The sequence below is a fragment of the Flavobacterium sp. F52 genome, from assembly GCF_000278705.1.
In the GTDB taxonomy this organism is placed as follows: Bacteria; Bacteroidota; Bacteroidia; order Flavobacteriales; family Flavobacteriaceae; genus Flavobacterium; species Flavobacterium anhuiense.
The window spans coordinates 470,555-494,174 of record NZ_AKZQ01000037.1 but is presented as its reverse complement, the minus strand read 5'-3'; the positions used below and the strand labels follow the sequence as shown (position 1 = coordinate 494,174).

Sequence of the window (23,620 nt, the reverse complement as noted above, 5' to 3'; positions counted from 1 at the left end):
CAAAGTAACAAAGTAACAAAGGTTCTAATTGTACCAATAAAAAAGGATGAGTTAAAACTCATCCTTTTTTATTTTATATATACCTAAAGAAAAAACTTTGTCACTTTGTTACTTTGAACCTTTGCCCCTTCTTCTAGTCATTCATCGAAATCAAAAACTCCTCGTTATTCTTCGTTTTCTTGAAACGATCATTTACAAAATCCATAGATTCTACTGGGTTCATATCTGACAGATATTTACGCATAATCCACATTCTTTGTAATGTTTTCTCGTCTAATAATAAGTCGTCACGACGTGTACTTGAAGAAGTAAGATCGATTGCAGGGAAAATACGTTTATTGGCTATCTTACGGTCTAATTGAAGTTCCATGTTTCCAGTTCCTTTAAACTCTTCGAAGATAACCTCATCCATTTTAGAACCAGTTTCTGTTAATGCAGTTGCGATGATACTTAAAGATCCGCCGTTTTCTACATTTCTGGCCGCTCCAAAGAAACGTTTTGGTTTTTGTAATGCATTGGCATCAACACCTCCACTTAATACTTTCCCAGATGCAGGCTGAACGGTGTTGTAAGCTCTTGCTAAACGTGTAATAGAATCCAATAGAATCACAACATCGTGACCGCATTCTACTAAACGTTTTGCTTTTTCTAATACAATGTTAGCGATTTTTACGTGTTCTTGCGGTTCTCTATCGAAAGTTGAAGCAATAACTTCACCACGAACACTTCTTTGCATATCGGTAACCTCCTCTGGACGCTCATCGATAAGAAGAACAATTAAATAAACCTCTGGATGGTTGGCTGCAATTGCATTTGCAATATCCTTAAGAAGCATTGTTTTACCCGTTTTAGGCTGCGCAACGATCATACCACGCTGACCTTTACCTATTGGTGAAAACAAGTCTATAATTCTTGTTGAAATAGAACTGCCTTTTTCGGCAAGTTTGAATTTTTCTGAAGGGAAAACCGGTGTCAAGTGTTCAAAAGAAACTCTATCGCGAACTACTTGCGGATCGTGACCATTGATTTTTAATACACGAACCAAAGGAAAAAATTTCTCACCTTCTTTTGGAGGGCGAACCACTCCTTTTACTGTATCTCCAGTTTTCAAACCAAACAATCTGATTTGTGAAGTTGACAAATAAATATCGTCTGGAGAAGCTAAATAATTATAATCTGATGAACGTAAAAATCCGTACCCGTCTGGCATCATTTCTAGAACGCCTTCACTTTCAATAATTCCGTCAAATTCAAAATCAGAATCTCTGAAATTATTGTTATTCTTTTTATTCTTATGATTAGGATTTTGGTTATTGTGGTTTCCGTTTCCATTGCCATTCCCGTTTTGATTTTGGTTCTGATTCGGGTTTTGATTCTGGTTCTGGTTCTGATTTTTATTCTGATTCGGATTAACCTTTTTTGCAGGGGTTTGTGTAGTTTTTTCAGCTGTTTCTGCTGTTGGCTCAGAAATTGGTTCTGATGGAGTTAAATCTGTAACTTCTTCAGATGCTACTTCTTTTACTACCTCTTTCTCTTTTTTAAGTGCTACTTTTTTCTCGTATGCCTGTTTATTGAATTTTACTGCTTTAGGTTCTTTTTTTCCTGCCGCAGGCTTATTTTCCTGTACTGCTTCTATCGCCGTTTCTGCAATTGGCTTTACTTTTTCTGCAGTTTCTTTATTTTGAACAGTTTCCTCTACTTTATCAAATTCTAAAACAGGTGCATTTTTGGTATTTGCTGCTTTTGCTTTGGCTGGTGCAATTCTAGCGCGTTTTGGTTTCTCTTCTTTAGTTTCTGCTGCTTCAGTTTTTGGAGTTTCTGTCGGCGCAAGAGATGCTTCTTGGTGTGCTAAAATCTGACTAATTAAAGTCTCTTTTTTGACACCCGTAATCTTTATTGTTTTAGCTAACTTAGCTATTTCTTGAAGCTCAGAAAGCTTCATTTCTTTTAATGCAGAAATATCAAACATGAATGTTCTATGAATTTAATTATTTTAAGGAATACTGTAAAAAGAATAGGTAGATAATTAATTTGAATTGACCGCAGTATGAAGTGCTTACGGTATTATGATGCAATAATACGAATAAAATTTTATCATACAATAGTATTTTAAAAAAAGAAAATATATTTTTGTAAAACATTTTTAGACCATGATACAAAGAATTCAGACTGTATATTTATTTTTAGCTTTTGCTGCAACTGGCATTTTAATGCTTTTTGTTCCGCTTTGGACAACTAGTGCAGGAAAACCATTCTTTTTTATGCAGGATCAGCTTTATACTGTTTTATTAGGTTTGACGACTATGCTTAGTATTATCAGTATCATTTCATTTAAAAAGAGACAAAATCAGTTTGTGCTAAACAGACTTAATATAATATTAAATTTAATTTTATTAGGATTATTTGTATATCGATCACTAAATTTATCTGGAGGGACTGAGGTCTCTGAGAAAGGTATTGGGATGTTCATGCCGATTGTTGCTATCGTGTTATTAGTTTTAGCTAATAAGGCCATCAAAAAGGACGAAGATCTTGTAAAATCTGTTGATCGTTTGAGGTAAACCTATAAACTTAGTTTATTTTGTGCGAAGAAAAACCCGAATTTTTATTCGGGTTTTTTTTACCCTATAATGTTATAAATCAAACCTAAAGGGCACTATAATACTGCTTTTACGTGATAAATTTGCATTTTTCAAATTCAAATTTATCATGACACCAAAAATAAGGATTCATCTTGCAGACGATCATCAGGTCTTAATTGATGGATTGTCCAACTTACTTCAAACCGTTTCAAACTTTGAAGTGGCAGGAACTTCACTAGACGGCACAACTGTCTATGATGATGTTGTGAAAGACCTCGCCGATGTTTTAATTTTAGACATCAGCATGCCGAAAAAAGATGGCATTGAAACCCTTAAAGAATTTAAAGAAAAACAACTGCCTTGTAAAGTCATTATTTTATCTAGCTATGATGATTTAAAAATCATTAAAGAAGTAATGAAACTAGGCGCAAAAGGCTATCTGACAAAAAATTGCGCTGGAGAAAATATTATTGAAGCGGTTGAAGCCGTTTATCAAGGTCAGGAATATTTTAGCGACGCGGTCAGAGAAAAAATCTTCAACTCCTTTATGGACAGTCCAAAACTGAATCATAATGTGATTATAGAAAATCCGATCTTAAGTCCACGTGAAATTGAAATCATTATTCTGATTGCTTTGGAGTATAGCGGAAAAGAAATAAGTGAAAAGCTTTTTATTAGTTCGCATACCGTCGAAACGCATCGCAAAAACATCATGAAAAAGCTGAATATTAAAAGTACAATCGGCCTAGTGAAATATGCCCTTAAAAACAATCTGATCAATCCTTAACAATTGCTTTTATGTCTGTTTTTCGTTTTTTTATCTCTTTGCAATTATTTTTTGCTGTTAAAGCAACTAGTCTTGCACAGCCAAAAGATATTGCAAATGCAAAGACTCTTCAAACTCAAGTTGATAATAAAACAACAATTAAGCCCGTTAGCAAATCGGAACAGTTGCGAAATAAGAAAATCGTCAGCTTATCTATTATACTTACCGTTATCATTTTTCTTTTGTTTTATTTCCTATACCAAAACAATAAGCTTAAGCAAAAAATAAAACGAAAAGACACCAAACAGAAAATTCTTCTAGATATCATCAATTCTGGCATTGATTCTCAAGAAGCAGAACACAAGAAAATTGCTTCTTTTCTGCATGACAATATTAATTCGTTATTATCCTCAGCTGGATTGCATTTAAATACATTTACAGCTCAGAACGATATAAAATCTGATGAAATACAAAAGGCAAAAGCCATTTTATCTGAAGCTCATGAACTTTTAAGAGATATGTCTCATGATCTTGTTCCATCACTATTGGTACGTTTTGGACTGATATATTCTTTAGAAGATTTATGCGAAAAAAACTCCAATTCTGCTATTGAATTTGAATTTTCGAGTTTTATTCCAACCAGCAGAAGATATGCTGAGAAATTTGAAATGAAAATTTACTTTATTGTCAGCGAATTATTCAGCAACATCACAAAACATAGCAACGCCAAAAAAGCAAAACTTTATCTTACTGAAAAAGAAAATCAATTGGTCTTGCGTATCTATGATGACGGAATTGGCTTTAAAACTCAAAAACTAAAAGATGCTGAAGGTTTTGGCTTAAACAGAATTAGGGCCAGAATTAAAAAATATAAAGGCTCATTATCAATTGTTTCAAAAGAAAATCAGGGAACTAAAATAAAAATTCAGATTCCGCTGCCACATTAATTACTTGGCTCCTATTTCAATAATCTCTAAATCTTTTATTTTATCATCGTCGATCACAAATCGAAGCATGGTTCTTACTTTATGAAAACCGCTTTTTCCAGCCGCACCCGGATTCATATGCAATAAATTGTTCTTTTTATCAAACATGACTTTCAGAATATGCGAATGCCCACAGATAAATAATTTTGGAGGATTCAGCCCTAGTTCTTCCCTAACATTCTGATTGTATTTCCCAGGATAACCTCCAATGTGCGTAATCCAAACCGATACATTTTCACATGAAAAACGGTTATTTAATGGAAATTCTAACCTAGCTTTCGCATCGTCAATATTTCCATAAACTGCTCTTAGTGGTTTTAGCTTTTTTATAGTATCCGTAACACTCAGATCTCCAATATCTCCAGCATGCCAGACTTCATCGGCTTGAGCAACATATTTTAAAATTGTATCATCGATGTGACTGTGAGTATCGGAAAGTAAGAGGATTTTGGTCATTTTTTTAAGAGGCTAAGATTATGAGATGCTAAGATACTAAGTTTTTTTCTGGAGAGACGTACTGTGGTGTGTCTAACGTCAGATTACTCAATAACTAAATTTTAAACAGAACGAAAGACGCACTGCAGTCTCTGCAGATAGAAATTACAAAAAAAACCTTTTTAGCTCTGAACCTTTGCAACTTTGTCACCAAAAAAAGAAAAAACTTAGCACCTTAGCACCTTAGCATCTTAGAAGCTTTTTTTCATACCTTTGTGCCTTTGAACCTTTGAACCTCAACAGTGAGATATTTTATTCAATTCGCTTACAACGGAACACATTATCATGGCTGGCAGATTCAGCCAAATGCTTCTTCAGTTCAGGAAACTTTAAATAAGGCTTTTTCAGTTTTATTAAATGAAACTATCAGTATTATGGGTGCTGGAAGAACGGATACTGGTGTGCATGCGAGTGAAATGTTTGGGCATTTTGACACAGAAAAGACTTTAGACATTCCGGTTTTGGTTTATAAACTGAATTCGTATTTACCAAAAGACATTGCGATTTTTGATATTTTACCAGTTCACGATGATGCGCATTGCCGATTTGACGCAACTAAACGAACGTATGAATATCATATCAATACGGTTAAGAATCCTTTTTTACAGGAATTGAGCTGGTATGTGACGCAGAAACTTGATGTAGGTTTAATGAATGATGCGGCACAATTATTATTGAAGCATACCGATTTTCAGTGTTTTTCAAAAGTTAATACTGATGTCAACACATTTGATTGCACGATTTTTGAGGCGTTCTGGAAACAAGAAAACGGAAAACTGATTTTTACCATTTCGGCAAATCGGTTTTTAAGAAATATGGTTCGCTCCATTGTGGGAACTTTGATTAATATAGGATTACACAAAATCACACTGGCAGATTTTGAAAACATTATTGCCAGCAAAAACAGAGAAAAAGCAGGGTTTTCTGTCCCAGCACATGGTTTATATTTAACCAATATTTATTACGATTACATTTAATAGCCCTGATTGCAGTGAAAAGCTTTTTTGAAAAAAATATAGTTTTTGTAATTTTTATGAAGCGACCAACGGAAGCTTTATAAAAATTAAACAAAAACATATTTTTGAGAAAAACTTGTAACGGAAAGCAGGAAACAGCTCCTAAAATAAATGAAAGCAAAAGCATTCGACACAGGATTATTCAAACGAATTTTAAAATATACCCGCCCTTATAAATGGCGCTATTACGGCGTAATTATTTTTGCCATTTCGCTGTCTATTTTTGCCGCGCTTCGTCCTTATTTACTTAAAGAAACAGTAGACGGTTACATCAAAACTCATGATAAAATGGGATTGCTGCTATACATCATTCTGATGGGAGTGGTTTTGCTTATGGAGGTTTTTTCTCAGTTTTACTTTGTGTATTGGGCAAACTGGCTCGGTCAAGACATTGTAAAAGATATTAGAACCAAACTTTTTCAGCATATTCTAAGTTTTAGAATGAAGTATTTTGATTTGGTTCCGGTTGGACAATTGGTTACCCGTGCTGTTTCGGATATTGAATCGATTGCTCGTATTTTCAGTCAAGGTTTGTTTATGATTATAAGCGACTTGATGAAAATGGTTGTGGTTTTGATTTTTATGTTTTACATGAACTGGAAACTGACTTGGATTGTCGTAATTGCGATGCCAATTTTGGTTTATGTAACGAGAATTTTTCAACGCAAAATGCAAGTGGCTTTTGAAGAAGTGCGAACTCAGATTGCCAACATGAACTCGTTTGTACAGGAACGCGTAACGGGAATGAAAATCGTGCAGCTTTTTAACCGCGAAAAAATCGAAGCCGAAAATTTTAAAGAAATCAATAACAAACATAGAGTTGCTTGGATTAAGACTATTTTATACAACTCCATCTTCTTCCCTATCGCCGATATTATTTCGTCTATTACTTTAGGTTTGGTTGTGGTTTATGGCGGTTTTAGAATTTTGAACGGGGATCATTTTACAACTTTTGGTGATTTATTCTCTTACACGATGTTTATCGGAATGCTATTTAATCCGTTAAGACAAATTGCGGATAAATTTAATGAGATGCAATTGGGAATGATTGCAGCCAATCGTGTTTTTGATATTATCGATACGCAAGATCATATTCAAGATACAGGAACGATCGAAGCGCCTGTTTTTAACGGAAGCATCGAATTTAAGGATGTTCGTTTTAGCTATATTCCCGAAGAAGAAGTTATAAAAGGAATTGATTTGTCGGTTTCATCTGGACAGACTGTAGCTATTGTAGGTTCAACAGGTGCCGGAAAATCGACTATCATTAATTTATTGAATCGCTTTTACGAAATCAACAGCGGTACAATCTGCATTGACGGAGAAAATATTGAAAATTATACTTTGGCTTCTTTAAGAAAACAAATTGCAGTCGTTTTGCAAGATGTATTTTTGTTTGCCGATACGATTTATAATAATATTACCTTGCATAATCCAGCAATTACTAGAGATAAGGTAATTGATGCGGCAAAGAAAATTGGTGTTCATGATTTTATTATGAGCCTACCAGATAATTATGATTTTGATGTAAAAGAGCGAGGTGTCATGCTTTCTTCTGGTCAGCGCCAGCTTATTGCTTTTTTACGTTCGTATGTGAGTAATCCGAGTATTTTGATTTTGGATGAAGCCACTTCTTCTATCGATACGTATTCAGAAGAAATGATTCAGCGTGCAACGGAGACGATTACAAAAGGAAGAACTTCTATTATTATTGCACATAGACTAGCAACAATTGTAAATGCAGATAAAATTGTGGTGATGGATAAGGGATTGATTGTTGAACAAGGAACGCATCAGGAATTATTACTTAAAACTGATGGTTACTATAAAAATTTATATGACTCGCAGTTTGCTGTGGCGAACTAAGTCATAATGGTATTCTTTGAAATTTAGATTAAAAAATATTACTTCTAGACGTGCTTTTTTAATATACGTTATTGTCTCCATTCTGGTTACTGTTGCATCGGTTTATATTCTAAGTAATCTGATTACGGATCTGACCGAAAAATCGAATGATGATCTGGCAACACGTAATTTCTTTAAAAAGCAGGAATTCTTGTCTGAGGAATTTTCAAAGTTTTGGGAGCAGGAAAAAAGAATTGAACACGTTTTAAAAATAAGCAGTTCGGCAAATCTTGACAATAATTTACAGCTTTTGTCTTCGCTTCAAGCAAATAATAAACTGGTTGTAAACAACTGGTTTCAAATTAATGACAATGCTATTCATTATGGAAACAATTTTATTTCAGACGAAATCAAAAATGATATAAAAGAATTTGTTCTCCAAAATAAAAATGCAAAAGATCTCAGTTTAGTTCTTCCACAAGGAAAAGAATGGATTTGGCGCATTTATTTCAAGTTAGTATCAAAAAACAACACCACCATAAAATACGGTTATGATATTAATCTAAGACTGCTTCATAGTTATATTTCTAAAATAGATAAAACGGCTTCCAACTATGCTTTTATTTTTGATAAAAAAGGAACCTGTGTTTACCATCCAGAAATTGCTTTTCTTGGAAAGAATATTTTTAAAATTTCTTCTTTTGGCCCTTCTGATACCATTTACAGCAAAAAAGAAGATTTTTCAAAAAGGACAACCATGTCTGAGTTTTTAAAAATGGATGTTGTTCGTTTTACAACAAAGATGAATATTAAAAACTCAAATTGGTTTGCCTGCGTAAGCATTCCGAAAATTTATGTAGATGAAAATGTAACTTTGATTAAAAAGTATACAACTTTAATTTATTCGATTACTACTGTAATGCTTCTTTTGATTTTTTATCTTTTCTCCTATGCCAACAGACGAGCTTACAGAGAAAAAGGAATTGTCATAAAAGAGAAAAACAAGCTATTGGTTGAAAATGAAAAGATAATCAAAGAAAAAGCTCTCATTCAGCTACAGCAATTAAAAGAGCAGATTAATCCGCATTTTTTGTTTAATTCGCTCAATTCGCTTTATATGCTAATTGGAAGCGATATTAAAGTTGCGCAGAAATTTACTTTAAACCTATCTCGTATTTATCGTTATTTAATTGATCCGCCAGAAAAGAACATTGTTCTTTTGAAGAACGAATTATTATTTATCGAAAAATATATCTTTTTACAGCAGACTCGTTTTAAGGAAGAATTATTCTTTTCTATCGAAATTGAAAACGAAGCCGCTTTAAGCAAACATATCCCCTATCTTGCTTTTCAGATTGTGGTCGAAAATGCTATTAAGCATAATACAGCCACTCACGAAAGTCCACTTACTACTAAAATCCTGATTCAAGAAGACCAAGTAATAATCAGCAACAATCTTCAAAAGAAATTGACTGCTGAACCAAGTACAAAATTCGGGTTAAACTATCTGAATAGCATTTACCATTATTACGCAAAAACCGATTTTAAAACATCAGAAAAAGACGGCTATTTTGTTTGTTTTCTTCCATTAATATCCATTCACTCCTAAAAAAAAGCCACTCACTCCTTTTTGTTTTTTTCCTGAACTAAAATAAAATAGTTTCGGCCTCAAAATTAACCTAAACTTAACATCTGATGAAGGAAAAGGCATTCCTGCATAATTTGATAACATTTTGCATATTTCTATTATTATTATCGCCACTTACTGTTCAATCTCAAAAGAAAAAGAAAGACAGAAAAGAAGAAGCAACAGAAATTAAAAAAGATACTACCGACTCTAAAAAAGGTAAAAAATATGACGACCTAGTAAAAAAAGGTTCCGTAAAAAAAGGACTCTTCAATATCATTCAGGTTAAGACTGACGTTTATTTTGAAATTCAAGACAGTTTATTTAAGAGAGAGTTTCTGGTTGTAAACAAATTATCTCAAGTTCCTTTTCAAGTCAACGAAGCTGGTTTAAACAAAGGAATGAATTATGAAAATAAGATTATTAGCTTTTATAAAGATACAATCGCAAAGAAAGTCTGGGTAAAATCTTATGTACCGAAAGTTTCTTCACCAAAAGAAGATGCAATTACTCAATCGGTTCAAAATAATTTTGCCGAATCTATTATTGAAGTTTTTGATATCGAAACAAAAAATAACGATTCGTCAGCAGTTGTAATTAAAGTAAATAAGATTTTTGATGGAAAACAGAAAAGCTTCAACGATGTTTTGAGCAACATTGGGTTTGGAGGTTCTGTCAAATCTGACCTTTCGTATATTGAAAGTTTAAAATCTTTCCCAAAAAATATTGTTGTCAAATCTCAACTGACAACCTCTATAAGCGAAGGCGGTCCTGCATTGTCAGTAACCCTTGGCGTAACAAGCAATATTATTTTATTGGATAAAACTCCAATGAAACCTCGTTTTTCTGATAACCGAATTGGCTTTTTTACTGAAAAGCATTGGTATTTTGCCGATGCCCAGCAGGCAATGCTAGAAAAAGAATTGATTACCCGCTGGCGTTTGGAACCAAAGAAAGAAGATGAAGAACGATATTTAAAAGGTGAATTAGTAGAGCCGAAAAAACCAATCGTTTATTACATTGATCCTTCTACTCCAAAACAATGGAGAAAGTACATTATTGATGGGGTACGCGATTGGCAGGCAGCTTTTGAAAAAGCAGGATTTAAAAATGCTGTTATTGCAAAAGAACCTACTGAAAAAGATTTAGATTTTGACATTGATGACGTTCGCTATTCTGTAATTACGTATGCTGCATCTCCAAAATCAAATGCAATGGGACCATCTGTGGTTGACCCAAGAAGCGGTGAAATTATCGAAGCCGATATTATCTGGTGGCATAATGTAATGACTTCTCTTCAAAGCTGGATGCGTATTCAGACGGGGCCAATTGATCCTAAAGCTAGAGGAAATAAATTTAGCGACGAACATATGGGAGAGGCAATCCGTTTTGTTTCGTCTCATGAAGTGGGTCATACTTTTGGTCTAAAACATAACATGGGTTCTTCTTTTGCTTATGATGTAGAATCATTGCGTTCTAAAGAATTTACAGCAAAAATGGGCGGAACCGCTCCATCAATTATGGATTATGCGCGTTACAATTATGTCGCACAGCCAGAAGACAATGTTACAGTTATTACTCCCAAAATTGGAGAATACGATAAATATGCTATTGAATGGGGTTACAGATGGTACTCGCCTAACGACAACGAAACAACAAAACTAAACGCCTTAATTACAAAACATCAAGATGACCCCATTTATTTTTATGGAGAACAGCAGGAAAATATAATAGATCCGCGTTCGCAATCTGAAGATTTAGGAAATGATGCTGTTAAAGCAAGCGAATACGGTTTGAAAAACTTAAAACGCGTTGTAGATAATATTTTAAGTTGGACTTATGAAAAAGATCAGTCGTATTATGAAACTGGAAAATTATACATCGGAACTATTGGTCAATGGCAAATGTACAACCGACATGTAATGAACAATATTGGAGGTGTTTATTTGAACACAACCGTTCATGGAGATAACAAACAAAGTTACATACCTGTATCTGCAGCAATGCAGAAAAGAGCAACAGATTATTTAGCTAAAAATGTGATTACCATTCCGCAATGGTTATTCTTTAATGACATTCTGGACAAAACAAATCCGTTGAAAGATTCTCCGCTTGGTCCATACGAATATACTCCGTATACACTTTCGAGAGAATTGCAATATAGTATCATGTATGATTTATTTAGCGATGATCGTTTGCTTCGAATGACTGAAAATGAATTATATCAGCGCAACAAAACTAAAGATCCTGTTTTTACCGTAAATGACTTGTTTAAAAAAATGCATCAAAGTGTTTTTGCAGGAACTATTGCTAATAAATCACTGTCGATTCTAGAGCGTATGACGCAAAAGAATTATGTAGATGTTTTGGTGGTTTCGACTAATAAATTATTTGAAAAAACAGATGCAAAAAAAGCATTAGACATTCAGCAGACTTTAAACATGCCTCATTTATGCAATTATTTAGACTATGCTCATATGGCAAGAAATATTAATCAATCTTCTTTAAAAAGAGTTACAGAAGTGACTTCTGATAAAAAAGGAGAACTAAATAAAATCCTTCAATTATTAAAAACTAAAAAGAATACAGGAGACCAATCTACCCAAAACCATTACCGCGATTTGATCCAACGAATCGAAAAAACCCTAAATAATACAACCTTTTAATACACATTCCAAAAACATGACAAAAATTTTACATGCCTTACTGCTGTTCCTGGCCATCACAGGATATTCGCAGGAATCCCGAACCATTACGGGTATCATTCAAGATGAAGCAGACTTATCACCAATTCCAGGTGCATCAGTCTTCGTTGAGAATAATTCTATTTCGAACAAAACTGCTATGGCAGGTATTATTCACAGTGAAGCAATCGGAACTACTTCAGATTTCGACGGTAAATTCACTTTGAAAATCGGAAAAAATGTTACTTCGCTAAGAGTTACTTTCATGGGGTACAAATCGTATACTTTGGAATTATCTGCTCAAAAAAATTACACTGTTAACTTAACATCTGAAACCGCAAAACTTCAGGAGGTTGTGGTAACAGGTTACCAAAAAATTGAGAAAAGAAAACTTACTGCTGCCGTTTCTAAAATAGATATGTCGGCTATTCAGCAGACTGGTGTTTCTAGTATTGACCAATTATTGGTAGGACAAATTGCAGGGGTTGCTGTTTCTACTCCATCTGGAGCACCTGGAGCGCCAGCTAAAATTAGAATTAGAGGTACCGCTTCTCTAAACGGAACTCAAGATCCTTTGTGGGTATTAGATGGTTTACCATTAGAAGGAAATGATGTTCCTAAAAACTATGACAAAGATAATATCGATCAGCTGAACAACTTTTCTATTGCAGGTTTAAATCCAGATGACATTAAAGATATTACAATTTTAAAAGATGCTGCTGCAACTGCTATTTACGGTGCTCGTGCTGCAAACGGTGTTATCGTTGTGACTACCAAAAAAGGTAAAGCCGGTAAAATGGTGATTAGTTTCAACACGAATACTTTTATCACTCAAAGACCTGACTTTGACAAATTAAATTTGATGAATGCAAGTCAAAAAGTTGATTTCGAACTTGGCCTTGCAAGTCGCGCTGATTTAACATACAGAGATGATGCTGGAGAGATTTCTCGTATCTTAAACGGATCAAACGAGTTAGCAGCTTATAGAGCAGGAGGATTTTCTGCGTTAAGTCCTGCTACACAACAATCAATTAATGATTTAAGAAAAAACAATACAAACTGGGGTAATTTAATTTACCAAACTGCAATCAATACTCAACACGGTTTAAGTTTATCTGGTGGCGGTGAAAAATCAGATTACTATTTCTCTTTAGGATATTATGATGAAAAAGGAACTACTATTGGAACTGGTTTCAAACGTTACAATTTAACTTTGAAAAACAATTTCGAAATTACAGATAAATTCAAAGTTGGAGTTGGGATCTTTGGTTCTGAAAATAAAACTACTTCATACTTAACAGATACAGACGCTTATACAAGTCCTAGCAGCTATTCAAGAAACGTAAATCCGTATTTAACTCCTTACAACGCAGATGGAAGTTATAAATACGATCAGGATATTTCTGGTTACTCAGATCGTTACGTTCCTTTTAATATTTTAGAAGAAAGAGCTAATACTTCTCACGATTTAAAAACAAGAGCGATAAAAGCTTTATTAGATGCTGAATATAAAATCACTAGAGATCTAAAAGTAACTTCTCAATTAGGTTTACAATTAGACAATTCTTCTAGCGAAAAATTTGCTGATAAAAACACATATTATACTAGAAAAGAAAAAGAAAGATCTCGTTATTTTACAAATGGAGCTTTTAATTACTTTTTACCTGAGGGTGGTATTATCCAAAATGCAAACACTGACTTTTTCCAATACAATTTAAAAACAATGGTGAATTACTCTAAAACTTTTGGAGAAAAACACGAAGTTGAGGCTATGGTTGGTAATGAGTTAAGAAGAAATTATACAACTACTATTGCAACAAAAGGTTTTGGATTTGATAAAAACACTTTGACTACTAAGCCAATTATGTTCCCAAATAGCTCTTTTGCTAATGACGCGATATATAGAACATATCAAAAATCTGAAACCGAAAATGCTTTTGCTTCGTTTTTTGCTACAGCTTCTTATACTTACAATAAAAAATATAGTGTATTTGGAAGTGTGAGATATGATGGTTCAGATTTATTTGGTGTAGATCCAAAATACAAATATTTGCCTCTTTGGTCAACTTCTGCTTCATGGGCTGTTTCTGAAGAAGATTTCTTAAAAGATAACTTAACACTTTCTAACTTAAGATTACGTGCTTCTTACGGTTTACAAGGTAATATTGATAAAAACACTTCTCCTTTTGTAATGGGAAGATACAGCAATACAACAATTTTACCAGGACAGACAGAACAAACAATTTCTGTTGAATCTCCGCCAAACGACAAATTACGTTGGGAAAAAACTACTAATACCAACTTAGGTATGGATCTAGGTTTATTCAACAATCGTATCAGCATTGTAACTGATTTTTATGGAAGAAAAAGTACAGATTTAATTGGATTGAGAGCAGTTCCATTTGAAAATGGTTTTGAGTACAGCAACATGAACTGGGCACAAGTAAGCAATAAAGGTTATGAAATTACCTTGTCTACAAGAAATATTGACCGTCCAAACTTCAAATGGAATACAAGCATTAACTTTTCTCATAACAAAAGTAACGTAGATAGAATTGAAGTACGTGATACTGATTTACTTCCAAGCAGAGAAGGTCGTCCTGTAAACGCAGTTTTTGGATTAAAAACAAACGGCATAGACGAAAATGGCTATCCTTTATTTGTTAATAAAAATGGTGAAACAGTAAATACTCAAACTTTCTTTAAATTGTACGATCCTTATGCTGATTTCTTCCCTGGAGAACTTACAGAATCTTCTTTAACACCAGCTGAGTATAGAGATTTATTTGTTTACTTAGGTGATAGAGATCCAAAATTCACGGGAGGTATTACCAATACAATTCAAGTACATAATTTTGATTTTACAGTTGCCGCTGCATTTAATTTAAAACAAACTGTTGTAAAAACACCTCCTTACAGCGGAACTGAAGTAGACAGAGGACAAAATTATTCTACTGATATTTTGAACGCATGGTCACCAACCAATACTTCTTCTAATCTGCCAGGAATTGTAGGTAAAGATTCTGGAACAGGTGATTCTTGGATGGCATATCAATGGTTCTCATCAGGTACTCCTTTAGACTGGAATAAATACTTAGATACATGGGTTAGCGAAATGAGTTATATGAGATTGAGCAGTATGCGTCTGGGTTATACATTCCCTAAGGCATTTACAGATCACATCAACATTCAAAGCATTAGACTTAGCGTTGAAGCAAGAAACTTATTTGTAATCAGTTCTGATTTTAAAGGATATTTTGATCCTGAAACTTACGGAAACATTTATGCACAGCCAGTTCCTAAATCATTCACTATTGGATGTAATGTAACTTTCTAATACAATTAAAGATGAAAAAAATCTCAAAATACATATTCCTTTTTGCTGCAGCAATTGCAGTAACGAGCTGCGATGATTATCTTGACATCACACCTGTTGGGCGTGTTATACCAGAAACACAAGAACAATTTCGTGCGGTATTAACAACAGGATATTCAAAATATCCGGAACACAAATCATTAACTACACTTCGTACAGATGAATTGACATTGAATGAATTTAGCGAAGATCTTAATATTTATAAAGACATTTTTATTTGGAAAGATGGCAATCCAGACCGTATTACAAGAGATTTCCAGTATCAGGATTTATATAATGTAATTTTCTATACGAATGTCGTGATCAATGAAGCATCTAAAAAAGTTGCGGCTTCTGAAGAAAGAAATCAATTAATTGGAGAAGCTTATGCTTTAAGAGCAATGGCTTATTTTGATTTAGTTAACCTTTTCGGAAAACCTTACAACACTGCAACAGCTGGTACAGACAAAGCGGTTCCGTTGGCTTTGGAAATTGACCTAGAGCAGGCTTTCGTTCCTCAAAGTGTTGAAGTAATTTACAATCAAATTATTTCTGACACTCAAGAAGCTGAAAAACTAATCAATTTAAATACACAGACAAAGGGCTTAAATTATCGTTTTTCAAAAGTTGCTTTGTATAGCTTTGAAAGCCGCGTATACTTACAGCAACAACAATGGCAGAAATCTTTGGATGCCGCAAATAAGGCATTGGCCATCAACAAAGATCTAGTTGATTTAAAAGCGACTTCTGTTTTTGCAACAAAATACGATTCAAAAGAATCTATATTGGCTTTAGAAGATGGATATATCAACAGATTAAAAGGAGCTTCATACGCTTCACCTGAGTTAATTGCTGCCTACAATAGAACAACCGATTTACGTTTTCCTCTTTACTTCTTAGCGAGTGGAAGCCGTTTCAGAATTCAAAAAGGCGGTAACGATGATCAAAAATGTACGTTTAGAACTTCTGAATTGTATTTAACGAAAGCAGAAACACAAGTTCAGTTAAATAATATTGCTGATGCAAAATCTACTGTTTTAGCTTTCGTTAAAAACAGATATACTCCAACAGGATATGTTGATCTTGAAATTGCAATTAATGCTATGAATGCAACAGATCTTACAAACTTCATTTTAGAAGAAAGACAACGCGAATTTGCTGTTGAAGGACACCGTTGGTTTGATTTAAGAAGAACATCTCAAAAACAAATCGTGCATACTATAAATGGCACTGATTATACTTTGATAAAAAACGATCCGCGTTATACTATAATTTATCCAGCAAACGCGAGATTGAACAATCCCAATCTATAATTTTACCTAAATTGTTTTTTTTTAAGAGGTCTAGTTTTTACAGCTAGGCCTTTTTTTATAAACAAAATGCTCTCTTTATTGCGAATAAGAATTCCTGAATTATCTTTGCCGTATAATTAGGTTACAAATTTCCTTAAAATGAAAATTGCCATTGTCGAAGACGAGCATCTTGCTTCAAGCTATCTAAAATCTATTTTAGAACAGCAGGACGTTTTATCGATTACCGCAATCACTATTTTAAAATCGGTAAAAGAAGCCGTTACTTTCTTTAGCGAAAACAAAGTAGACCTTGCCTTTATGGATATTCATTTGGGTGACGGAAAAAGTCTTGATATTTTTGAAAGAACCATTATCGCCTGTCCAGTCATTTTTATCACGGCCTACGATTCTTATGCGATTTCGGTCTTCAAGCACTTTACAATCGATTATCTTTTAAAACCATTTGAAGAAGAAGAATTATTGGAAGCACTTCAAAAATTCAAAAAAATAAAAGATAGCTTTAACAGTGATTCTACGCTTCAATCTTTAGTGGCAATAGAAAATCCTGAAACCAATAAAATCCAGCGCCATTTTCTAGTAAATCACGGTTATAAGTTGATTTCTATTAACGAAAGTGAAATCACTTACTTTACTGCGACAGGAAAGCATCTTTTTATTCATGTAAAATCAGGAAACAGCTATTTGTACAATAGTACCTTAACCGAAATTATAAACAGTTTAGATCCCTTCAATTTCTTTAAAATAAACCGAAAATATATCGTTAGTAGAAACAGCATTAAAGAAGTTATAAAACACTCGCATCAAAAAGTCGAATTGATTCTAAACGTTCCAGCAGCCGAATCTGATGCAATTTTCATCAGTAAAAAGGAAATTAATAACTTCAAAAACTGGCTGGATCAATAATTTAATAATTATTTAGCTATGAATTTACGATAGTTATCAAAATTAAAAAACTGCATTTTTGATAATTTGTGATTTAAAATCCGACTAAAAACTATCAAAAAGACGTCAAAACGTTAAATTACCGTTATAGAAATCATAAAATTGCCCTTTCACAATCAGCAAGATAGCTGAAATTTTTGGTTTATTATTTATCTTTGAGAATATAGAAATCAAATGTAAAAGACAATGCCACAAAATAGATTTTATCCCGATGAAAAATTCAAAGAAATAGAAATAAATGCCTCATTACAATTAAGATACGCCATTTCTAACAGAGGAAGATTAATAAGTTTTACTGACAAGATTGAGAACGGACGCATTCTAAAAGGTGGCTTAAGCGACGGATATCCGACTTTCCGTTTTAAGGTTAAAAAAGACGACAAAATCGTAAACAAATATCTTTTCTTATACAAATTAGTCGCTCAATATTTTATCCCAAAAGATTCTGAAGATCAAACGTATGTTCTGCACTTAGACTACAACAGAGCTAATGATGATGTAAGCAATCTTCGTTGGGCAACCAAACAAGAAATGATGGCGCATAGCCGTAAAAGTCCGCGCGTTATTCAGGCAAAAAAGAACTTAATTGAACACAATCTCAAAGCAGACGGACGAAAATTAACCACAACAAAAGTGATGTTAATCAAAAAAATCCTTGCAAGACCTGAACAGAAAACACGTCTTAAAATGATTGCGAAACAATTTGGCGTAAGCGAAATGCAAATTAGAAGAATTGCCAGCGGAGAAAACTGGGGACACGTGAAAATATAGTTATGAATTAGGAGTTATGAATTAGGAGTTATGAATTAGGAGTTATGAATTATGAATTCACAACTCGTAAATATAAGCCACAGATTATATCGATTACACAGATTTTAAAAAATCATTTTAATCCTTATAATCTGTGGCTTATTTTTTTACAGTAGATTCAACAACTGTTAGGCTGAGCGGAGTCGAAGCCTACAAACAATGCTCTTCGAATATGCTGAGAGTGACACTCAATAATCACGTGAATTTTTCAGATTTATCGTCAAAATCGCAAAAATCACCTCAGAATTCATAATTTACAATTCACAATTCATTCGGTTTCTGTGAAAAGACCAAAATCTCTGTCTTTAAAAACAAAATTTCAGGTGTTCATATAAAATAAATCCTTAAATTCGCAATCACAAATAACAAAAGAAGAAATCGAAAGATGAGTTTCGGAAATATAAACTTCATTTTCGATAGTTAATACTAAAAGCAAAAAAAATGAAATACGACGTTATTGTTTTAGGAAGTGGTCCTGGAGGATATGTAACAGCGATTAGAGCTTCACAATTAGGCTTTAAAACAGCTGTAGTAGAAAAAGAAAATCTTGGTGGAGTTTGCCTTAACTGGGGATGTATCCCAACAAAAGCGCTTTTAAAATCTGCTCAAGTTTTTGATTACCTAAAGCACGCTTCTGACTACGGATTGAAAGTTTCTGAATTTGATAAAGATTTCCCTGCAGTTATTCAACGCAGCCGTGGTGTTGCGGAAGGAATGAGCAAAGGAGTTCAATTCTTAATGAAAAAAAACAAAATTGACGTTATCGAAGGTTTTGGAAAACTAAAACCAGGAAAAAAACTTGACGTTACTGATAAAGACAATAAAGTTACAGAATATAGCGCTGATCACATTATCATCGCAACTGGTGCTCGTTCTCGCGAGTTGCCAAACTTACCTCAAGATGGTGTAAAAGTAATTGGATACCGTCAGGCAATGACATTGCCGACTCAACCAAAATCTATGATTATTGTTGGTTCTGGAGCAATTGGAGTTGAGTTCGCTCACTTCTACAACTCAATGGGAACTGATGTAACTATCGTAGAATTTATGCCAAACGTAGTTCCTGTAGAAGACGAAGATATCTCAAAACAATTTGAGCGTTCTTTGAAAAAATCAGGAATTAAAGTAATGACTAACTCTTCTGTTGAGCGTATCGATACAACAGGAGCTGGAGTTAAAGCTTTCGTTAAAACTGCAAAAGGAGAAGAAGTTTTAGAAGCTGACATCGTACTTTCTGCTGTTGGAATTAAAACAAACATTGAAAACATCGGATTAGAAGAAGTTGGAATCGCTGTTGACAGAGATAAAATCTTAGTAAACGCTTACAACGAAACTAATATTCCAGGATATTACGCAATTGGAGACGTTACTCCAGGTCAAGCTTTAGCTCACGTAGCTTCTGCTGAAGGAATCAACTGTGTGGAAAAAATCAAAGGTTTACATGTAGAACCAATCGATTACGGAAACGTTCCTGGTTGTACTTATGCAACTCCGGAAATTGCTTCTGTAGGTTTAACTGAAAAACAAGCTAAAGAAAAAGGTTACGAATTAAAAATTGGTAAATTCCCATTCTCAGCTTCTGGAAAAGCAAAAGCTGCTGGAAATGCTGACGGATTCGTAAAAGTAATTTTCGATGCTAAATACGGAGAATGGTTAGGATGCCACATGATTGGTGCTGGTGTTACAGATATGATTGCTGAAGCAGTTGTAGCTCGTAAACTAGAAACTACAGGTCACGAAATCCTTAAATCTATCCACCCTCACCCAACAATGAGCGAGGCTGTTATGGAAGCTGTGGCTGATGCTTACGGCGAAGTAATTCACTTGTAAAATATACCGTTTTACGGTTATATATAATTCTCAATTTATAAAATCCGATTTACTAAAAGTAAATCGGATTTTTTTATTCCTAGTAATTACATCTCTCCTATTTTCATTATTTCAACGTTAGGAAAAATAAACCAAACAAAAATTTGTTTAAAACTTTACGTAAGAAAATTTTGTCACACTATCTAAATCATTATTTTTATTCTTTTTAAATAAGACAAGTGATGAAATTACCTTTTATAGAAATTATCGAAGCCACGACAAGCGATCCTAACTTATTAATGTGGAAGTTTCCCGATGAAGATAAAGAAATCAAAAATGGCGCAAAGCTAACCGTTCGCGAAAGCCAGCATGCAATGCTTTTAAATGAAGGACAACTTGCTGATGTTTTTTCTCCGGGACTTCATACTTTATCTACAGAAAACATTCCAATTCTAAGTAAATTAAAAGGCTGGAAATACGGATTCGAAAGTCCGTTTAAAGCCGATGTTTACTTTTTTAATACACATCAATTCATCAATAACAAGTGGGGAACTCCTGCTCCTATCCTATTAAATGATCCTCAATTTGGTCAAATTAGGGTTCGAGCTTTCGGAAGTTTCGACCTTAAAATTTCTGATGCTGCAAAATTCTTTCGCCAATATGCAGGAACTTATGAGCAACTTACCATTTTTGAACTTCAAAACCAACTGAGAGATTTTGTTGCTCCAAAATTCGGAGAAGTTTTAGCCAATGAAAATATAACGGTTACAGATGTGGCGGGAAACATTACACAATTAGGTAAAAAAATAGAACCTTATCTTAAACCTTATTTTGAGCAGTTAGGAATCGAACTCACTCAGTTTGTCATTACAAGCGTAACCTTACCAGAAGAAGTAACTGCACATTACGATAAAATCACCAATATGAATATGGTAACCGATATGGATAAATTTACCAAATTCAATACCGCTACAGCTATTGGCGATAAAGGAACTGCTTTGCACGATGCAACTCAAAATGCTTTGAGCATGGGAATTCTTTTAAATCAGCTACAGCAGAATAGAGAAACTCCAAAACAGGAAACTACAGACGATTTAACCTCCAAACTTCAAAAATTAAAATCATTGTTTGATGCTGGTTTAATTGATGAAGATGAATTTAAAACTAAAAAATCAGAATTATTAAGCCAATTGTAATGGAAGAGAAAAAAGTCAATTCGTTTTTGAACAGACTTAAAGAAAATGCTCAAAAACAAACCAATTATGGAGGCGAAATGGAGATTACAGAAGCCAAAATAAATGCCAAAGACTGTCCTAATTGTGGTGCTGGAAGAGCCAAACAAGATGGACTGACGCATTGTGCCTATTGCGGATTTGAGTTTTTAAACATAAAACTTACCGATGGAGTTTATATCAAAAAAGAAGATAATTCAATTTAAAAATCAGATAGCGTGTTCGGATTATTCAAAAAATCAAAAGACAGTCAAAATGTAGAATCTACTCCAGAATGGTATTCAGAACTTCAAGAAAATCAACAAAGATGGTTTGCCTTTTTAGAAAAACTAGAAGCTAAAATGGAAGAATTTGCCACAGCAGCAATTCCAGAGCTTAAAGAAATTATGCAAAGCGATGATGATATTTATAAAAGAACTTTTCACAGAGTATATTCGGGTGTAAATGGCCAGTTAAATAACATTAGAGAAAAAGCGAGAGATGTTTATGAAGAAAAAGTACACGACGTTTATTATAATCTCAATTCGCAAATTTCAGTTTTGAGCAAACATCACGATTTGCTTTCCGATTTTAGAAGCGCTTGTTCTGATCGTTACAACGAATTTGAAAATAAATATGACTATTGGAGAAAACAGATCGACAAAACTCAAGAACGCGATCTCGAAACCGAATATCAAAAAATATTAGACGAATACGAAGCCATTAAAAACAAATTCAACTGCACGCAATGCAGCGGAAATATCGTGATTGAGAAAATATTTTTAATCGAAACCTATATTACATGTCCGTATTGCCAGACCCAAAACACCTTTGCACCAAGCACACTTGGCAGAAACCTTCAGAATATTGCAAGAAATCTCGCTGAGCAGCGAACAGCGCATCTGTATGAAGCTTATGAAGCCGAAAAAGACAAAGAACGTGATTTGTATCATCAGCGACATGAATTAAGTTTGAGCATTATTCATGAAAAAGACAAAAAAGTGCTTCACGAAGTTCAGTTAAAAATGGACGATTTGGAAGAACAAAGACAATTTGCCATTAAAAATGCCCCAAAACTTCATCAGGAATATTTAAGAGCAATGTATGACGAGTTGAATAAAATCACACCAGATTTAAAGGAGCACAACGAAAAAATGTATCAAAATCAATTGCAATACCTATAATTTATTAATCCTTAAAAAATTTAAAAATGTTTAAAAAACTTTTTGGAGCTCTAACAGGAGACAAACAAGAAAACCAGAATTACGAGACTCAGACGTCAAATGACAATTATGAAAATAATTATGAAGACAATTATCAAGAAGTAGAATACGATCCAGAAACTTTGCACGGAACACATTATACTGTTGAAGATTTTGATAATGAAGTAGCTGAAAGAGCTGAAGCATGGATTGCAGATGAGCTTGCAAGCGGAGAAAACCTTGACGAAAAAGATATTCAGAACATTTATTTTAACTACAGAAGAACGGTTTATACAGAATGGAATAACTGTGACTCTGACCAAATGATTCGTTTTGAGCATGCAAATTCATTAAAATATACAGGAGTTCAAACTTCTGGATTTGTAAAAGCAGATGATAATAATCCGTTTTTAGAGCCAGTTCACGGTGTTGATTTAAGAACTTATACGGCAATGTGCCTTAAAATCAGTGCTGGAATTGATTATTTAGAAGTTTGCAAAGCCATGGGATTTGAGCCAGCGGTTTGGGAAGAATTAAATACAATCTGGCCACAACGTATGGGCGAAGATACTTCGTTCACCGTTACTACTTTATTCGGACAATATTATGCTGAAAATGTAACTGTACCTCAACTAGAAAACCTAAAAGCTGAAATTTCTGAAGAAGGCGCTGCCAATTTAGAAAGAATAAAAAGCGATCGTTATTTCTACGAAGAATTGGCTGGAGCAAGACAAGCTGCATACGAATACGGAATCGATGGTGCGCAATGGATTTTGGAAAATTTCGGAATTAATCTTGCCGATTTCCAATCTGTAGCAATGCAATGGATGACTGAACAAAACCAAAACTGGAATTCAGCTGATATTACAGAATTTCATGATTATCAGCAGCAAAAACAAAAAGAATATGCCGCAAAATTTGCTGCAGAGCAGGGCGGAAATATTGCTGACGATGTGAATTTTTAAAATTTATTTCTT

The 23,620-nt window shown here is 33.9% G+C and carries 18 protein-coding genes; 16 read left to right on the top strand and 2 right to left on the bottom strand.

Annotated features, from left to right (window positions below):
* Window positions 1–133: 133 nt before the first annotated feature.
* On the bottom strand, window positions 134–1,969 hold the full coding sequence (gene rho / locus FF52_RS20690) for a transcription termination factor Rho (RefSeq protein WP_008468672.1): 1,836 nt from the start codon (window positions 1,967–1,969) through the stop codon (window positions 134–136).
* A gap of 181 nt (window positions 1,970–2,150) precedes the next feature.
* Here rho and FF52_RS20685 point away from each other — a divergent pair, with 181 nt between their 5' ends.
* The 3 genes from FF52_RS20685 to FF52_RS20675 all read left to right on the top strand — a co-directional run bounded on the left by FF52_RS20685 (window position 2,151) and on the right by FF52_RS20675 (window position 4,295).
* A complete protein-coding gene (locus FF52_RS20685; RefSeq protein WP_008468670.1) occupies window positions 2,151–2,561 on the top strand; it encodes a DUF4293 domain-containing protein in 411 nt (136 codons plus the stop codon).
* A gap of 148 nt (window positions 2,562–2,709) precedes the next feature.
* Window positions 2,710–3,369, top strand: a complete 660-nt coding sequence (locus FF52_RS20680) for a response regulator transcription factor (RefSeq protein WP_008468668.1) — start codon at window positions 2,710–2,712, stop codon at window positions 3,367–3,369.
* Between the two features lie 11 nt (window positions 3,370–3,380).
* Window positions 3,381–4,295 (top strand): sensor histidine kinase, encoded by a 915-nt coding sequence (locus FF52_RS20675; protein ID WP_008468666.1) that lies wholly within the window; start codon window positions 3,381–3,383, stop codon window positions 4,293–4,295.
* Here the strand turns inward: FF52_RS20675 and FF52_RS20670 are convergent, their stop codons facing one another.
* Window positions 4,296–4,790 carry a metallophosphoesterase family protein gene (locus FF52_RS20670; protein WP_008468664.1) on the bottom strand — a complete coding sequence of 165 codons (495 nt, stop codon included), beginning with the start codon at window positions 4,788–4,790 and terminating at the stop codon, window positions 4,296–4,298. It abuts the gene before it with no gap.
* A gap of 281 nt (window positions 4,791–5,071) precedes the next feature.
* Between FF52_RS20670 and truA the strand changes: the two genes are divergently transcribed.
* From truA to FF52_RS20605, 13 genes are all read left to right on the top strand, one after another.
* On the top strand, window positions 5,072–5,806 hold the full coding sequence (gene truA, locus FF52_RS20665) for a tRNA pseudouridine(38-40) synthase TruA (protein ID WP_008468662.1): 735 nt from the start codon (window positions 5,072–5,074) through the stop codon (window positions 5,804–5,806).
* A gap of 150 nt (window positions 5,807–5,956) precedes the next feature.
* Window positions 5,957–7,711, top strand: a complete 1,755-nt coding sequence (locus FF52_RS20660) for an ABC transporter ATP-binding protein (RefSeq protein WP_008468660.1) — start codon at window positions 5,957–5,959, stop codon at window positions 7,709–7,711.
* A gap of 16 nt (window positions 7,712–7,727) precedes the next feature.
* Window positions 7,728–9,299: a histidine kinase gene (locus FF52_RS20655; protein ID WP_008468658.1), complete on the top strand. Its 1,572-nt coding sequence runs from the start codon at window positions 7,728–7,730 to the stop codon at window positions 9,297–9,299.
* Window positions 9,300–9,385: 86 nt separating this feature from the next.
* On the top strand, window positions 9,386–11,983 hold the full coding sequence (locus FF52_RS20650) for a zinc-dependent metalloprotease (protein ID WP_008468656.1): 2,598 nt from the start codon (window positions 9,386–9,388) through the stop codon (window positions 11,981–11,983).
* A gap of 16 nt (window positions 11,984–11,999) precedes the next feature.
* A complete protein-coding gene (locus tag FF52_RS20645) occupies window positions 12,000–15,338 on the top strand; it encodes a SusC/RagA family TonB-linked outer membrane protein (protein WP_008468654.1) in 3,339 nt (1,112 codons plus the stop codon).
* An 11-nt stretch (window positions 15,339–15,349) separates the two neighbouring features.
* Window positions 15,350–16,669 (top strand): RagB/SusD family nutrient uptake outer membrane protein, encoded by a 1,320-nt coding sequence (locus FF52_RS20640; RefSeq protein WP_008468652.1) that lies wholly within the window; start codon window positions 15,350–15,352, stop codon window positions 16,667–16,669.
* A 138-nt stretch (window positions 16,670–16,807) separates the two neighbouring features.
* The gene (locus tag FF52_RS20635) at window positions 16,808–17,572 is read left to right on the top strand and encodes a LytR/AlgR family response regulator transcription factor (protein ID WP_008468650.1); all 765 of its coding nucleotides are present in this window, start codon (window positions 16,808–16,810) and stop codon (window positions 17,570–17,572) included.
* A gap of 225 nt (window positions 17,573–17,797) precedes the next feature.
* On the top strand, window positions 17,798–18,382 hold the full coding sequence (locus FF52_RS20630) for an NUMOD4 domain-containing protein (protein WP_008468648.1): 585 nt from the start codon (window positions 17,798–17,800) through the stop codon (window positions 18,380–18,382).
* A gap of 480 nt (window positions 18,383–18,862) precedes the next feature.
* Window positions 18,863–20,251, top strand: coding sequence for a dihydrolipoyl dehydrogenase (gene lpdA / locus FF52_RS20625; RefSeq protein WP_008468646.1), 1,389 nt, complete (start codon window positions 18,863–18,865; stop codon window positions 20,249–20,251).
* A gap of 221 nt (window positions 20,252–20,472) precedes the next feature.
* Window positions 20,473–21,426, top strand: coding sequence for an SPFH domain-containing protein (locus tag FF52_RS20620; protein WP_008468644.1), 954 nt, complete (start codon window positions 20,473–20,475; stop codon window positions 21,424–21,426).
* Window positions 21,426–21,668 carry a hypothetical protein gene (locus tag FF52_RS20615; protein WP_008468643.1) on the top strand — a complete coding sequence of 81 codons (243 nt, stop codon included), beginning with the start codon at window positions 21,426–21,428 and terminating at the stop codon, window positions 21,666–21,668. Before FF52_RS20620 ends, FF52_RS20615 begins: the two co-directional genes overlap by 1 nt.
* Window positions 21,669–21,680: 12 nt before the next feature.
* On the top strand, window positions 21,681–22,625 hold the full coding sequence (locus FF52_RS20610; protein WP_008468640.1) for a hypothetical protein: 945 nt from the start codon (window positions 21,681–21,683) through the stop codon (window positions 22,623–22,625).
* A 26-nt stretch (window positions 22,626–22,651) separates the two neighbouring features.
* On the top strand, window positions 22,652–23,608 hold the full coding sequence (locus FF52_RS20605; RefSeq protein ID WP_008468638.1) for a DUF6620 family protein: 957 nt from the start codon (window positions 22,652–22,654) through the stop codon (window positions 23,606–23,608).
* The last annotated feature ends 12 nt before the right edge of the window (window positions 23,609–23,620 follow it).